The sequence below is a fragment of the Adhaeribacter sp. genome, from assembly GCF_057359045.1.
The window spans coordinates 20,793-36,512 of sequence record NZ_JBMQUD010000008.1 but is presented as its reverse complement, the minus strand read 5'-3'; the positions used below and the strand labels follow the sequence as shown (position 1 = coordinate 36,512).

At 43.9% G+C, this 15,720-nt stretch carries 10 protein-coding genes and 1 other RNA gene; 6 read left to right on the top strand and 5 right to left on the bottom strand.

Annotation, left to right across the window (positions count from 1 at the left end; all coding sequences use genetic code 11):
- Together ACO1R6_RS01855 and ssrA are read right to left on the bottom strand one after the other, a co-directional pair.
- The coding region (locus ACO1R6_RS01855) for a hypothetical protein (protein ID WP_486261764.1) at positions 1-291 on the bottom strand (291 nt) is incomplete at its 3' end.
- A gap of 169 nt (positions 292-460) precedes the next feature.
- Positions 461-831, bottom strand: a transfer-messenger RNA (tmRNA) gene (gene ssrA, locus ACO1R6_RS01850).
- Between the two features lie 216 nt (positions 832-1,047).
- Here ssrA and ACO1R6_RS01845 point away from each other — a divergent pair.
- The 3 genes from ACO1R6_RS01845 (at position 1,048) to ACO1R6_RS01835 (ending at position 6,573) form a co-directional block, all read left to right on the top strand.
- Positions 1,048-2,970 (top strand): DNA polymerase III subunit gamma/tau, encoded by a 1,923-nt coding sequence (locus ACO1R6_RS01845; protein WP_486261763.1) that lies wholly within the window; start codon positions 1,048-1,050, stop codon positions 2,968-2,970.
- 265 nt (positions 2,971-3,235) lie between these two features.
- Positions 3,236-3,484, top strand: coding sequence for a hypothetical protein (locus tag ACO1R6_RS01840; protein ID WP_486261762.1), 249 nt, complete (start codon positions 3,236-3,238; stop codon positions 3,482-3,484).
- 122 nt (positions 3,485-3,606) lie between these two features.
- Positions 3,607-6,573 carry a M16 family metallopeptidase gene (locus ACO1R6_RS01835; protein WP_486261761.1) on the top strand — a complete coding sequence of 989 codons (2,967 nt, stop codon included), beginning with the start codon at positions 3,607-3,609 and terminating at the stop codon, positions 6,571-6,573.
- 297 nt (positions 6,574-6,870) lie between these two features.
- On the opposite strand, the gene ACO1R6_RS01830 is transcribed toward ACO1R6_RS01835, so the two are convergent.
- From ACO1R6_RS01830 to ACO1R6_RS01820, 3 genes are all read right to left on the bottom strand, one after another.
- Positions 6,871-7,983, bottom strand: coding sequence for an acyltransferase family protein (locus ACO1R6_RS01830; RefSeq protein WP_486261760.1), 1,113 nt, complete (start codon positions 7,981-7,983; stop codon positions 6,871-6,873).
- Positions 7,984-8,685: 702 nt separating this feature from the next.
- Positions 8,686-9,249, bottom strand: coding sequence for a DUF4256 domain-containing protein (locus tag ACO1R6_RS01825; protein WP_486261759.1), 564 nt, complete (start codon positions 9,247-9,249; stop codon positions 8,686-8,688).
- Positions 9,250-9,501: 252 nt separating this feature from the next.
- The gene (locus ACO1R6_RS01820) at positions 9,502-10,239 is read right to left on the bottom strand and encodes a hypothetical protein (RefSeq protein ID WP_486261758.1); all 738 of its coding nucleotides are present in this window, start codon (positions 10,237-10,239) and stop codon (positions 9,502-9,504) included.
- Positions 10,240-10,815: 576 nt separating this feature from the next.
- Here ACO1R6_RS01820 and ACO1R6_RS01815 point away from each other — a divergent pair.
- The 3 genes from ACO1R6_RS01815 (at position 10,816) to ACO1R6_RS01805 (ending at position 15,695) form a co-directional block, all read left to right on the top strand.
- Positions 10,816-11,241, top strand: coding sequence for a hypothetical protein (locus ACO1R6_RS01815; protein WP_486261757.1), 426 nt, complete (start codon positions 10,816-10,818; stop codon positions 11,239-11,241).
- Between the two features lie 144 nt (positions 11,242-11,385).
- Positions 11,386-12,468 carry an efflux RND transporter periplasmic adaptor subunit gene (locus tag ACO1R6_RS01810; protein ID WP_486261756.1) on the top strand — a complete coding sequence of 361 codons (1,083 nt, stop codon included), beginning with the start codon at positions 11,386-11,388 and terminating at the stop codon, positions 12,466-12,468.
- A 23-nt stretch (positions 12,469-12,491) separates the two neighbouring features.
- Positions 12,492-15,695 carry an efflux RND transporter permease subunit gene (locus tag ACO1R6_RS01805; RefSeq protein ID WP_486261755.1) on the top strand — a complete coding sequence of 1,068 codons (3,204 nt, stop codon included), beginning with the start codon at positions 12,492-12,494 and terminating at the stop codon, positions 15,693-15,695.
- Positions 15,696-15,720 lie beyond the last annotated feature (25 nt).

The window sequence follows — 15,720 nt, the reverse complement described above, 5'->3', positions numbered from 1 at the left end:
CGTGGGCTCTTGTCCCTGTTCCAGCATTTCCCGAAAAGTGGTACCTATGGCAAGTTCTATCCGCTTAATTTTTTTATTAATTACCTCGTGCCAGGAATTGGTTTTGCGAACCTTTTGCTCTTCGTGGTTCCATTCGCTGGGCACCGCTTTACCCTTCTCATTTATTCCATCACAAGCAACACTTTCCTGAATAGAAGCACCAGGCAAAGCTTTGCCGTTTACATGTACCCGAACATAAATCGGGCTTTTCTTTTTCTTAGGTGTGTGGAGGTAAAAGCGAATTGAAACCATTCTCTTAAGATTGTTTTTGTTTTGCAATGTTACTCGTTCTGTTACGCAAAATGTTACGCAGGCCTTCCGTTATGGAGCATTAAGCCATAAGGTTTCACACGACAAAACTAACCTAATTCCCTTAAAACACAATACCCACCCTTACAACTTAAGGGTGGGTATTGTATGGTTGTGGAGCTGCAGGGAGTCGAACCCTGGTCCAGACAAGGAAACCGTCGCGCTTTCTACATGCTTAGTTGCCGTTGGGTTTTCGAGTAAATCAAGGTCGGCACCAGACCTGTAAATTTACCTTAGGTGCTTTAGTTTCGCGTTTGCGCCACACCTTCGCTAACGCTATCCAATCATTTCGATGCCCCGGACTCAGCCGCAGTTTGGAGTAGCAGCTGCGGGACAATGGCTATTGCTTAATACCTAGATTAAGCAGCCATGGCGTAGTTAGTCTCGCCGATTATTGTTTGAATGACTTTTTCACAGGAGATTCATTCAACTCCCGACATGCTTACACGCAGCCTGCTCAAGCTGTCAATTCCGGTCAGCCCCGAATTGGTTCGTGTACTATTTAAACACCCGCAATATTTAAAAAATTCCTTTTTAATTAATTACAAGCAGACAAATATACGGGTTTCCTTAAACAGTTATCAGCTATCCGGCAGCAATTTTAGCTAATATATTTGAATTAATTATATACCAGGCACTTACACAAACCAGCAACTTTTAACTTTTAACCTTTAACTCCTTTACGTATCTTTGTACCGCATGGAAAATTTTGTTGTTTCGGCCCGTAAATACCGCCCTACTACCTTCGATAGTGTAGTGGGTCAGCACCATATTACTACTACCCTTAAAAACGCAATTAACAGCAACCACCTGGCGCAAGCATTTTTATTTTGCGGTCCGCGGGGTGTAGGTAAAACTACCTGTGCCCGTATTCTGGCCAAAACCATTAATTGCCAGAACCTGACCCCACAAACCGAAGCTTGTAACGAATGCGAGTCTTGCCGGAGCTTTAACAACAACGCTTCCTTTAATGTACACGAACTCGATGCGGCCTCAAACAACTCCGTAGAAGATATCCGGAATTTGGTGGAGCAGGTGCGGTATGCCCCGCAAGCTGGTAAGTACAAAATTTATATTATAGATGAGGTGCACATGCTCTCCAATTCGGCGTTTAATGCCTTTCTGAAAACGCTGGAAGAGCCACCTGCCTACGCCATTTTTATTCTGGCTACTACCGAGCGGCACAAAATAATACCTACTATTTTGTCGCGCTGCCAGATCTTTGATTTTAACCGCATCCAGATTGAGGATATGGTTAAGCACCTGCGCAATATTTCTGGTAAAGAGCAAATTCAGGCCGAAGACGACGCCTTGCATTTGATATCGCAAAAAGCCGACGGTGCGTTGCGCGATGCTTTATCAATTTTTGACCAGATGGTTACGTTTTCGGGTAATAATATTACCTACAAAGAAACCGTTGCCAACCTGCACATTCTGGATTACGATTATTATTTTAAACTTACCGATTTTTTACTTGCCCAGGATATTTCCGGCACGTTGCTTTTGTTCGACGAAATATTGAAAAACGGGTTTGATGCCCATAACTTTATAACGGGTATTGGCGAGCATTTTCGGAGTTTATTGGTGAGTAAAGACAACGTGACGGTGCAACTGCTCCAGGTATCGGATAATATTAAAAGCCGCTACGCCCAGCAAGCCAACCAAACCTCACTGTCGTTCCTGCTATCGGGCTTAAATGTGGTAAGCGCCTGCGATGCCAATTTTAAAAATAGCAAAAACCAGCGACTGCACGTAGAGCTCTGTCTCTTAAAACTGGCCCACCTAAACCAAGCTGTAAATTTTGCGAAAGACTTCTCTTTAAACGGAGACGTCAAAAAAAAAACTAGTATAAGTCCGGCTGCTGGCGAAAGCGGCGAGGTTGCCCCACCGGCCGCTGCATCAGCGGGGTTGAATACTGGTTCGAATCCCAGCGGGATCTCGCATGGAAGCAGCCAACCGGTAACCTCCCCTGCCAACGGTAATCCAGTTAAAACGCCTCCATCGGTAACGCCACCAGTTACCTCGCCTACGGCCAGTAATAACATGCCGCCGGTACCAACCGTTAATTTTCCGGCACCTACCGGCGTAGAAGAACCGCCTTTGGCTCGCTCGTCGGAACGCAATGTGCCTTTGCCCGGAAACAAAAAAATGGTAAAAATGCCGAGCCTGAAGGATATTCAGGCGCAGCTTAGTAACCCCACGGCCACTAACCGGAATACCGTAACCCCGGAAGAAGCAATGCCGAGCGGCCCTGTGACTGCAGTTAATCCAGAAGCTTTTCAGATGGCCTGGCGGGAGCTCACCCAACAGAAGAAAACCGAGGGCAAAATGTCGGAGTTTTTTATTCTGGACCGTCCGGTTGCACTAGATGATAAACTGGAAGTGCTACTGCAAGTAGAAAACCCGGTGCAGGTAAATCAATTTAATGAGTTTCGGGCCGAATTTTTAGCAGCTTTGCGTCAGCGCCTGCAAAATAATCGGCTAAATGTGCGCCTCGAAGTAAAAGAACAACACGAAGGTCGCAAGCTGTATACCTCTCAGGATAAATTTAGCTACCTCGCCGAAAAACACCCCATTTTACCCGAACTCAAAAAGCGGTTAGGCCTTGATACTGATTTTTAATTTTCTCTAAGAACTATTGATATTTTAACTTTTCAGCAATATTTATTTAAGTAAACCGCCATTTACTTTTGTTTAAATAAACCCACCGACGCTTGCCCGGCAAGCTAAATATTTTAAGGGCTGTCCGCTTTTATATTTTGCACCTTTATTTGTATCTTAAAGGGTTAATAAGTGCCTTAAAATATGTAATATTTTCGGGGCAAAACTTAACAACCTCTGGCTTTTCTTTCGTATACCGTAGCAAAGATTTTAAAGTAGCACCGCAATGGATTCTACCGAATTAAAAAATATGCTGATAGCCCGGATACGGCAGATAGACGATATAGCTTTTTTAAAAGCTATTAAAACTATAACCGACGCCAAAACAGAAAAAGCATCCCACACCAGCAGTTCCAAACGTAAGGACAGCTGGCAAACAGCTACAGCCACAACTGCCAAATCAGCCAAAGGCCACCTGCGCCTGCCCAACGAAGATTATTTTGATGAAATGGAGCAGTACCTGCAGGATTCTTAACCTGAAAATTTTTATTTGTACCTATACCTTTAAAACTTCCTTGCCTATCCGGCAGGGATTTTTTGTTTGGTGCTATTCTTGTATATTTAGAATACAATTTCACCAAACCTGACAAAATATTCGTGAAAAAAATAATTTATAGTTTAGCCTTTTTAGCGGGCTTACATCTAAGTGCCTGTAAAACTACTCCGGGCCAGCAGGCAACTACCGGCACTACGCCTAACGCCGCCCCGGAAACAAAGGAAAAAACGTATAACTATACCACCGTTCCGAATGATCCGCTTAAAGCCCGGATTTATACCCTAGACAATGGCTTAACCGTTTACCTGAGCGATTACAAAGATGCGCCGCGCATCCAAACCTATATTGCCGTACGGGCGGGCAGTAAAAACGATCCGGCTACCGCCACCGGTTTGGCGCATTATTTAGAGCACATGGTGTTTAAAGGCACTACCCGTTTAGGTGCCCGCGATTACGCAAAAGAAAAAGCCGAACTGGATAAAATCGAAAACCTGTACAATGTGTACCGCACCAAAACCGATCTGGCCGAACGCAAACGCCTGTACCACCAAATCGACAGCATATCAGGGGTAGCGGCTACTTATGCCATTGCGAACGAATACGATAAAATTGTGGGCGCGATTGGTACCAGCGGCTCCAACGCCTACACCAGCGTAGAACAAACCGTGTATACCGGCGATATTCCGGCGAACCAAATAGAAAAATGGGCCCAGGTAGAAGCCGAGCGTTTTGGCGAAATGGTGCCGCGCCTGTTCCATACTGAACTGGAAGCCGTGTACGAAGAAAAAAACCGATCTCTCGACAGCGATGGCAACAAAGTATTTGAAGCCCTTTTTGCGGGTTTATTTCCGAACCACCAGTACGGCACCCAAACCACCATTGGTACGGTAGAGCACCTGAAAAACCCTTCTATTACCGAAATCAAGAAATATTTCGAGGCGTATTATGTGCCCAATAATGTAGCCATTGCCATGAGCGGCGACCTGGATTACGACCAGACCATCCGCGTTATCGATAAATACTTCGGCACACTGGCATCTAAACCGGTACCGGCTTATAACCCGCCCGCCGAAACGCCCATTACGCAACCAGTGGTAAAAGAAGTTCTTGGGCCCAGCGCCGAAAGTATCCGGTTGGGTTTCCGGTTTCCGGGCATTAAAAGCAAAGATGCGCTGGCTTTAAAAATGATCAGTCAGATTTTAGCGAACGGCCAGGCTGGCTTAATTGATTTAAACCTGAACCAAAAACAAACGGTACTGGGGGCGTCGGCCGCCGACTACATCATGAACGATTACAGCGTGCTGTTTTTAGGCGCTACGCCCCGGCAAGGACAAACCCTGGACCAAGCCAAAGCGCTCTTGCTGGGCCAACTGGACCTGGTTAAAAAAGGCCAGTTTGCCGATTGGCTGATACCAGCTATTGTAAATAATACCCAGATTGCCGAAATGAAGGCTTTTGAAAGCAACGAATCGCGGGCCGATGCTTTTGTAAGTGCTTTTATTGCCCGCCAGGATTGGAAAGGATATTTAGCCATGCGGGATGATTTTGCCAAATTAACGAAGGCCGAAGTGGTAGCCGCCGCAAATAAATATTTAGGTGCAAATAATTACGTGGCCGTTTATAAGCGTACCGGCAAAGACCCCAATATTCAGAAAGTAGAAAAACCTACCATTACCCCGGTTTCGGTAAACCGCGAAGCCCAATCGGAGTTTTATAAAACCGTAATGGCTGGTAAAGCGCCGGAATTGCAGCCGGTTTTCCTGGATTATAAAAAAGACGTAGGCGAAACCCGTATTAAAAACAACATTCCGGTTTATTATACCCGCAACCAGGAAAACGGCTTGTTTAACCTGTATTACATTCTGGAAACCGGCACCAATAACAATCCCAAACTGGGCATGGCGGTAAACTACCTCAAATATTTAGGTACCGATAAATACAGCGCCGAAGAATTGCAACAGGAATTTTACAAATTAGGCTGTTCTTTTGATGTTTTCTCGTCGCAGGAGCAGGTGTACGTAAGCTTATCTGGCTTAGATACTAATTTTGAAAAAGGCTTGGCTTTGTTTGAATCGGTGCTGAAAAATGCCCAACCCGATAAAGCCGCTTTGCAAAATATGATAGCCGGCATTTTAAAAGAAAGGGCCAATGCCAAGTTAAACAAAGGCATTATTCATACGCAGGCCATGGTTAATTACGCCAAATACGGCCCCAAAAATCCGTTTACAAATATTATTACAGAGAAGGAACTGCAAAAAATAACGCCGCAGGAACTGGTTAGCCTGGTTAAGAGCATCCCGACTTACGAGCACCATATTTTGTATTATGGTCCGCGGGCAACCGAAAATTTAACTGCTGCCCTGAATACCGGTCACCTTGTACCCGCTACTTTAAAACCCGTACCGGCATTAAAAGTATTTCCTGAACTCGACTTTAAAGAACGCGTGGTGTATTGGGCCGACTTTAACATGGTGCAGGCCGAATTACTATTTTTGGCAAAATCTTTTAATTACAACCAGAAACTGGTGCCTACCATTACCTTGTACAACGAATATTTTGGCGGCAATATGGGCTCAATTGTGTTTCAGGAATTGCGCGAATCGAAAGCCCTCGCCTACTCGGCCAGCTCGCGCTACGCCAACGCCAGCCGGAAAGACCGGGCCAATTATATTTTGTCGTACATTGGTACGCAATCCGATAAATTACCCGAAGCCACCGCCGGTATGCAAGCTTTGTTAAACGATATGCCCCAGGCCGAAGCCAATTTCGCGAACGCCAAGGAAAGCATTATCAACAGCATTGCCACCGAACGCATCACCAAATCCGATATTTTGTTTGATTACGAACGCGCCAAACGCTTAGGGCTGGATTACGACCTCCGGAAAGATATTTACCAAACTGTAAATTCTCTAACCTTCGATGACATGAAGAAATTTCAGGAGCAGTTTGTAAAAGGCCAGAACCAAACCATTCTGGTAATCGGCTCTAAAGACCGCTTAAACTTTAAAGAACTGGCCAAATACGGCAAAGTAAAACAACTAAGCCTCAAAGAATTGTTTGGCTACTAATCGGTTTTTCTTCTAAAAGGAAAGGCTGCCCAAAAGTGGGCAGCCTTTTTTGTTGGCTATACATAAAAATTACACTTCTGCTTACGCTGGTGTTCCATTGATAACCTTTTCTGCCGGTATAATCTAGTTTTTAAAATTGGTGAAAGAATTAGAGGTAAAAGGCCAGAAAACTTGGTGGGTTTTTTATTTAAAAAAATCAATAATGAACAAATTGATTCTAAATACTTTCAATCAGAAAATTCTATAATTAAACGTCAATGTAATTAATGCGTCTGCCACCCCATGCTAGCATAGCGGCTATCTTTGCGGTTGATAAAGCGGATGTTTTCGTCTTTGCCGCCTTCGTTTGGCCAGGTATCTCCTAACCGGTAAATCATAGAACCTCATTACAAAATAAGCAAAAATAACCAGGATAATGATGCCCGGTATAATGATATAGACTAGCTCAATTGCCGACGGCTTTTCTTTGGTAAAATAGTTGCCAAAGACCCAAATAGCAGCATAATGCGACATGTAAAGCGGATAGGATATATTGCCGGAAAACCGGCAAACCTTTTGCCCTTGTGGCGACAGGCTGGAGCCAGCTCCAAGTGAAACCAACAGGGGAAAATAAAAGAGTACCACCAGTGCTTCCGTTAACCAGTTCCACTTAGACCCGGGCATGAGAAAGGCCAAAAACAACAAAATAGCCAAAACAGTAAACCCAAGCCTGTTTTTAATAATCCAATTAGAACGATAAAGAAGGAGGCCTGCTAAAAAGGAGTAAGCCACCCGGGCACCACCGTCTAAAAAATTATCTTTCGACCATCCACCCAGCAGGTTTCCGGCCCGGTAACTAACCAGGCAAATGCCTGCCGCCGCCACAATAGTTAATACGGCCAGGGAGCGGCGACCCAACTTGTAAAGAACTACAGCATAAAAAATATTAGCCACATATTCCCAAAAAAGTGACCAGGATGGCGCATTTAGCCCAAAAAGATTAAAAGCCCGGTCTCCCATCAGGGGAAGCGGAATCATAAAGAGCGAGCCAACAAACAGCAAAAGAAGTTTGCCCGCGTTGTAAGCAATGGGGGCGGCAAAGGGATCTAAAAAGTAGCCCAATAACCCCAATACAGAACCCAAAACCACTAAAGGGTGCAATCTTATCAGCCGCAACTTAAAAAACTCTTTAACACCCATTTCCCGGATGCGGTTATCATAAGCATAGCCTATCACAAAGCCGGATAAACAGAAGAAGAAATCAACCGCTAAAAAACCATGACCAATAAAGTTTTTATTTATATCCGTAAAAATCCATTCCATAAAGTGGAAAATGACCACCGCCAACGCGGCAATACCTCTTAACCCATCAAGTACCTCAAAATGCTGTTTCGTATTTAAAATTCCTGGGTTCAGGTTTTCCTTATGCATAGTGCTAAGCTAGCGTGAATAATTCAGGCGCTGCTAACGCTGGTTTTCAGCAATAGCGGCAGAAGCGCTAAATATACATAACAAATTGTATAATGGGCTTTAGTGCTTAGATGATCTGAGGAATCGCCAAAGCCGCCACTACTTATAGCCTTTACCGTTAGCGCAAATATTCGGGCTGATTTTCTTTGCTGGTCCTTGGTCGCTTTGGCATTTATTTTTAACCGGAATACTTTTGGCCAGGGTTAATCCACTCTTACAACGTTTAAGTCCATAACACTTAGGCGAATTGATTCAGGTGCCGGGTTTAATGGTAAGTTTTAAAGAGCTCTATGGCTGTTTGATTATAGTGGGTATTGGTTTATTTATTTTGTTTTTACTTTATCAATATCCTTATCTACCAACCAAAACGCTTTATTCCAAACGGAGAACTATCCGGAAAATGCTGAAAAAAAAACAGCTTAATTGAATACTAATAGTATGTTTATTGGAAGATCATTCTTTCAAAATTTTATTGAATAAAGAAACAAAGAATGCCTTTACCTTAATGACCATCAGTCCCCAGGAATTTAACCGGTTAACTGCCGGTAATACTCTTGTAGACTAGTTCGTTTGAATGAATTAGGCTAAATTCAAACAAACTCTGAAAAATCCTGGAGGCGCTAAACGGTTAGTATAATTTTTTTTCGCAGGTCGGCACAAAGCTCAGACCCTGAGCGCACCCCGGAATCCCCGGGCACCATAGTAAGACTCTGCCCCGTTATGATATACGAAAACATGGCCGTAGCGGAAATCAGCAAAAAGAGCGCCGCCTAGTTCCCGAATATCGGCCGGTGTTTTTATCCAACTCGAGGTTTTGTTATCGAATTTTCCGAGTTGCTGCAGTTCGCGGTATTGCACTTCCGTTAAAATTTCAATGCCCATGTCAGCGGCCATAGCCATAGCGCTATCTTTAGGTTTATGTTCTTTCCTGGCTGCCAGCGCTTCATCGTCGTAGCAAATGCTTCGGCGACCCTTGGGGCTTTCCGGCGAACAATCATAAAAAAGATATTCGCCCGTATATGCATCATACCCCACCACATCCGGTTCACCGCCGGTAATTTCCATTTCTTGAAGCGACCACAGTTTCTCGGGATTTGCTTCCAGCTTTGCTTGTACTTTAGCCCATTCCAGACCTTGGTGGCGGCTTTTGTTTTTCTCAAAACGGATTTTTAATAGGCTAAGTAGTTCTTCTTGTTGCTCCGGCGGCAGTCTCTTTTTATGGCTCATGTTGTTTATCCTTTTAAATAACGGCTGTTAAATAGCTGTGCCAAGTTATAAATTGATAGATTTTTTTTCAAAAGCTCAAAACTATTATTTCAAACACATCAGTCAATTTTATATTACCACAAAAAGATTTATTTTATTCATTCCTGGATATGCGGCAATAAACCTAGCTGAGTACTTACGCAATAGTTAGCAGGTGTTTCAAACCAGAGACTGAAACAAAGATTAATAAAAGCAAGATAGCTCTGATTATAACTAAGCCGCTTTGGAAGAAAAACCAGCCGCCATTAAAGCAGGGTTAGAACCTGTTCTTTTATTGTTTATAGAAAAACTGATTAGGCCGGCAGCAAATAATATTGCGCCGCCCAAGAAGGGAAAACCGGCACCAACCAAATCTTCCAGAACAGGAGAAAATAAATAAGGTAAGCAGTAAAGCATCCCCAAGCCTCCTGCAACCATTGAAAAACAAGAAGTTATTAAAGCTAATTTTTTCATCTTCGTCTGCATTACTAGCTGTATGTCTTTTGTTCCGAGTACTCTTTTTCTTAAATCGGTTGTGTAGTACTTTGAATATTGGTCAATTTGCCAGTGCTTTATAGGTTGTGAAGCTAACCCACTTTTAAAATCTTTATAAAAAGTGCGCCATTTATGAGGAAGCAGTAAAAATCCGTAAAAGAAAATGGCAAGACTTGGAATTAAAATATTGCCGTTGCCAATCATAAAAGCTTGCATTCTAATTTCATCAACCGATTTCATTTTATAATCCAGCAGAACGTGTTTAAGGTCGTGGGATTCGTAGCCAGGCACAAGTCTAAGCTTGTTTCTTAGCAAGCATTCAGCAATATCCTTTCCTAAGGTTCCTTTTTCTAATTCATTAAGCTTATCTACTTTCTGCTGATATTTTTTAATATTACTAAATCGCTCTATTAACCAGACCGACAAATGAAAAGAGAGGGTAATTATCAGGTAGGGCAGGCTGAATATTTTCTTCATTTCTTTTATATATTAGTGCCAATAGCTGGAGCAAAAAAATCTTTTTATGCTTTTTAGTTGCTGTTTATTGTAAGTTAACCAGTTTAGCAATATATCTAAAAAGAAGTAAACGAGAAAGAAGTAAACGGGCATTGTGCGGTGTTATCAGCGCCCATTTATTATTTGCCTGCCTCTAAAAATACCAGGGCGAATCTGTTGCTTAACCTCTTTCTAAAACACTAAATATTCATCCGGCTTACTCTTAACAATTATGGCCTAAACTGCCACTTAATATTTCTGCCAAATTATAGTAAGCTTGGCTCCCGACATGGCCCTTCTGGAATGTTCTTTTTTAGCTATTTTTTTATAAATTAAATAGTTTTAATGGTTGTAAAAGCAGTATTATGGGCTGCCAATAAAAATTTTATTAATATTTTGGTAATTTTATTTAAAAATTATTAATTATTTAACCATCTGAATTTCAACGATTTAAATTAAAAAATAAGCAGCCAGTATATTGTTTAGAGGCGGTTTTTAAGGTTAGGTAAAAAGCACAGCTTGACTAAATCATTCTACTGCTGTAGCTTTACGTTCCTGATGGTTAAGGCATTTCTAAAATATCTTCTGCTTTTTTGTATTCTCCTGTTAAGCGGACGTACGCAAGCGTTTGCCCAAACCCATCAGGAGCGTACCCAAAACGCCGCCATCCAACACCTTAAAGCATCAACCAATGCTGAGGTGAGCGCTTTGCCAGCCCACGCCAATTATGCGCCTAAAGCCTACTTATCCGGTACCAAAAAGGAAACTTTAAGGTTAGATTTAACGGAAGGCGAGCTCACCGAAATTGAATTTTCTGCCTTAAAAAAATACACCGCCAGCAGTAATTTTTTAACGGCTATTTTTTACGCCCAAATACTTGCCTACTTTTTGGGTTACTTTAAGCGATTTTTAGCTTTTAGTAAGCATTTTTCTTATTCCTCTTCTTACCGCTGGTTTCTTTTATTCCGGGTATTCCGGATTTGATTTAAATTTCTCTTCGGGCAATTTAATTTTGCCTACTCCCCCATTCATTCATTTTTTAGTATCGTGTTCATAAGCTAAAGCTACATGCACACGCAAGTGTATTGTCTTACACATCCTTTCCATATTTAAATAAGCAAAATTATCATGAAGAGAATTCTCATGGTTATGGGCTTGTGTGCTGTATTGTGCCATACAAGCTGTAAATCCCATAAAGCAGAAAAAGAAGCGGAAACCCAATTCCTGGTTACCAGTCCGCTTAAAAAAGACACCTTAATCACCAAAGAATACGTCAGTCAAATTCACGCCATTAGCCATATCGAAATTAGAGCCTTAGAAAAAGGCTATTTAGAGAAAATTTTTGTCGACGAAGGGCAGTCGGTAAAAAAAGGACAAATGATGTTCCAGATTATGCCGGTTATGTACCAGGCCGAACTGCAAAAAGCCCAGGCCGAAGCCAGTTTCGCGCAAATTGAGTACCAAAACACCAAAACCCTGGCATCCAGCAATGTAGTATCGCCAAACGAACTGGCCATGGCCAAAGCCAAGTTAAACAAAGCCAATGCTGAAGTTTCCTTAGCAAAAGTACATTTAGGATTCACCCAAATAAAAGCGCCTTTTAACGGCATCATGGATCACTTTCAGGTGCGTTTGGGTAGTTTGGTTGATGAAGGCGATTTGCTGACGACCTTATCCGACAACAGCCAGATGTGGGTGTATTTTAACGTGCCGGAAGCCGAATACCTGGACTATAAAACTAGCCTGAAAAACGAGAATCAAACCAAAGTAAAGCTCGAAATGGCGAACCAGCAAATATTTGAATACCCCGGCAAGGTAGAAACCATTGAAGCCGACTTTAACAACGAAACCGGAAATATTGCCTTCCGGGCTGTGTTCCCGAACCCCAAAGGCTTGTTACGCCACGGCGAAACCGGCAATATTTTAATGGAAGTACCGATGCACAATGCCTTGCTTATTCCGCAAAAAGCCACCTTTGAAGTGCTGGATAAAAAATACGTGTACGTGGTAGATAAAGACAATGTAATCCGGTCCCGGGAAATAACCGTAGCCGCCGAGTTGCCCCACATTTTTGTGGTGCAGAAAGGTTTGGCAGCAACGGATAGAATTTTGCTGGAAGGCTTACGCCTGGTGCGGGAAAACGAGAAAATCCACGCCAAGTTTGTAGAGCCGAAGACCGCCATGTCGCAGTTGAGTTTATATGCAGAGTAGTAGAAGAGTAAAGAAGAGCAGACATGTTTAGCAAGTTCATAAGAAGACCGGTTTTCGCGATTGTAATATCGGTCATGATTGTTTTTGTGGGAATGTTGGCAATAAAAAAACTGCCGATTTCGCAGTTTCCGGATATTGCTCCCACCACCGTTAATATTTTTATTGCCTACCCCGGTTCCAGCGCCGACGTGCTGGTAAAATCTACCTTAATTACGCTGGAACAAGCCATTAACGGCGTGGAAGGGATGCGGTACATTGCCACCGATGCCACCAGTGCCGGCGAAGCTACCTTGCGCATTATTTTTGAACCCGGCACCGACCCCAACGATGCCGTGGTACGGGTAAAAACGCGGGTAGACCAGGTAATGCCCTTGTTGCCCGAATTGGTACAACGCGAAGGAGTGGTAATTACCCCGGTGCAGCCCAGTATGCTGATGTACGTGAACCTTTACTCCAAGAGCGAGAGCATGGACGAAAAATTCCTGTTCAACTACGCTACGGTAAAGATGATTCCGGAAATACAGCGGATTAAAGGGGTGGCCCGGGCGCAAATATTAGGTAGCCGCCGCTACGCTATGCGCGTTTGGCTAAACCCCGACCGGATGCGGGCCTATAATATTTCGGTAGAAGAAGTAATGCAAGCCTTAGCCGAACAAAGCATTATTGGCCGACCCGGCCGGATTGGCCAAAGCTCCGGTATTGCCGCACAATCGTTGGAATACGTGCTGACCTATAAAGGCCGCTACAACAAACCCGAAGAGTACGAAAGCATTATTATCCGGGCCAACGCCGCCGGCGAAAGTGTTCACCTGAAAGATATTGCGCACGTGGAACTGGGTAGTGAATTCTTCGATATTTACTCGAACCTCGACGGGCATCCATCGGCTGCTATTGTACTAAAGCAAAACTACGGCAGTAACGCCAGCGATGTAATCTCGGATGTAAAAGCCAAGCTGGTTAACATGAAAGAAACTTTCCCGCCGGGCATGGATTATAAAATCAGCTACGACGTATCGCAGTTCCTGGATGCTTCTATCGAGCAGGTTATTCATACGCTGCGCGATGCCTTTATTCTGGTGGCCATTGTGGTATTTATTTTCCTCGGCGATTGGCGCTCTACTTTAATCCCGATTCTGGCGGTGCCCGTTTCGTTAATCGGGGCGTTTTTCGTGATTCAGTTTTTTGGCCTCTCTATAAACCTGGTTACCCTGTTTGCTTTGGTGCTCGCGATTGGGATTGTGGTGGATGATGCGATTGTGGTGGTAGAAGCCGTGCACGCCAAATTTGAAGAAGAACCGCATTTATCGCCGTACAGCGCGGTAAAAAAAGTACTCGGCGAAATCAGCGGTGCGATTATCGCGATTACCGCGGTTATGGTTTCGGTGTTTTTGCCCATATCGTTTATGTCGGGACCAGTGGGTACGTTTTACCGCCAGTTCTCCATTACCATGGCCAGCTCCATTGTAATCTCGGCCTTAATTGCGCTTACACTTACCCCGGTACTGTGTGCCATGCTCTTGAAAAATCATCATGGCCACCCCAAAAAGAAAAATATCTTAACCAAAGGGCTCGATAGCTTTAACCGTGGCTTTGATAAACTGACTGGCAAATACGTGGGCTTGCTCAAATCGATTGTGAGCCGCCGCTGGCTAACTTTTGGCGTATTGCTGGCCTTTGGAGCGGGTATTTTCTTTGAAAACCAAATATTGCCCGCCGGCTTTATCCCGAACGAAGACCAAAGTACCATTTACGCCATTATTCAAACGCCGCCGGGCTCTACTTTAGAGAAAACGAACCAGGTGTCGCAACGGCTGCAAAAAGTCTGCGAAGAAATTGACGGCGTAGAATCGGTATCATCGCTGGCTGGGTACGAGATTATGACTGAAGGCCGGGGCTCCAATGCCGGTACTTGTTTAATTAACTTAAAACCGTGGTCGCAGCGGAAGCATAACGTGAAGGAGATTATGGAAGAGTTGGAACACGAATCGAAAGGTTTGGGCGCCGTTATTGAATTCTTCGAGCCGCCGGCTATTCCGGGCTTTGGTTCGTCGGGCGGTTTCTCGATGCGCTTACTCGATAAAAACGGCGATACCGACTACCACGAGTTTGATAAAATAAACCAGGAGTTTATGGATAATTTGCGCAAGCGGCCCGAGTTATCTGGTTTGTTTACCTTCTTCGCGGCCAATTACCCGCAGTACGAACTGGAGATTGACAATAATTTGGCCATGCAAAAAGGGGTGTCGATTGGCAAAGCCATGGATAACCTGAATATTTTAATTGGTAGCACTTACGAGCAAGGGTTTATTAAATTTAACCAGTTCTTTAAAGTGTACGTGCAGTCTGACCCGAAATACCGGCGGTTGCCATCCGATTTGTTAAAGCTGTACGTGAAAAACGATGCCGGCGAAATGGTGCCGTACTCGTCGTTTATGAAGCTGAAAAAATCGCAGGGCCCGAATGAGATTACCCGGTTTAACCTGTACAACTCGGCGGCTATTCAAGGCTTGCCGGCCAAAGGCTATACCACCGCCGATGCCATTAAAGCCATTCAGGAAGTATCGGCCAAAACCTTACCCAAAGGCTACGATATTGCCTGGGAAGGGCTTTCTTACGACGAATCGATTCGGGGTAACGAATCTTTGTATGTATTCATTATTGTATTGGTGTTCGTGTACTTTGTGTTGGCGGCCCAGTACGAAAGCTTTATTATTCCGTTGGCGGTGGTATTATCGCTGCCGGTGGGAGTATTTGGCTCGTTTTTGCTCTTGCAGTTAATGGGCCTGGAAAACAACATTTACGCGCAGATTGGCTTGATTATGCTCGTCGGGTTGCTGGGTAAAAACGCCGTACTGATTGTGGAGTTTGCCGTACTGAAGCGCCACGAAGGCTCCTCCATTTTTGATGCAGCCATAGAAGGCGCCAAAGTACGTTTCCGCCCCATTTTAATGACGTCGTTTGCTTTTATTGCTGGCCTAATTCCGTTAATTATTGCCTCCGGCGCCGGTGCCATTGGTAACCGCACCATTGGCGCTTCGGCCATGGGCGGCATGTTATTCGGGACTATTTTCGGGGTAATTATTGTGCCGGGCCTGTACTTTATTTTCGGTAGTCTGGCCGATGGCCGACACCTGATTAAAGACGAAGAAGAAACGACCTTAACCGAAGATTACGTGCATACCATCGACCATTTCCCTCAACCTTTAGAAGCCCCAACCAATGTTTAAGAATAAAATAGTTAAATGGGTGGGA

Bases quoted from the DNA above. Each gene is read 5' to 3' on its own strand.
- ACO1R6_RS01805 (WP_486261755.1), top strand. From the start codon at position 12,492: ATGTTTAGCAAGTTCATAAGAAGACCGGTTTTCGCGATTGTAATATCG.
- ACO1R6_RS01830 (WP_486261760.1), bottom strand. From the start codon at position 7,983: ATGCATAAGGAAAACCTGAACCCAGGAATTTTAAATACGAAACAGCAT.
- ACO1R6_RS01810 (WP_486261756.1), top strand. From the start codon at position 11,386: ATGAAGAGAATTCTCATGGTTATGGGCTTGTGTGCTGTATTGTGCCAT.
- ACO1R6_RS01840 (WP_486261762.1), top strand. From the start codon at position 3,236: ATGGATTCTACCGAATTAAAAAATATGCTGATAGCCCGGATACGGCAG.
- ACO1R6_RS01845 (WP_486261763.1), top strand. From the start codon at position 1,048: ATGGAAAATTTTGTTGTTTCGGCCCGTAAATACCGCCCTACTACCTTC.
- ACO1R6_RS01825 (WP_486261759.1), bottom strand. From the start codon at position 9,249: ATGAGCCATAAAAAGAGACTGCCGCCGGAGCAACAAGAAGAACTACTT.
- ACO1R6_RS01815 (WP_486261757.1), top strand. From the start codon at position 10,816: ATGGTTAAGGCATTTCTAAAATATCTTCTGCTTTTTTGTATTCTCCTG.
- ACO1R6_RS01820 (WP_486261758.1), bottom strand. From the start codon at position 10,239: ATGAAGAAAATATTCAGCCTGCCCTACCTGATAATTACCCTCTCTTTT.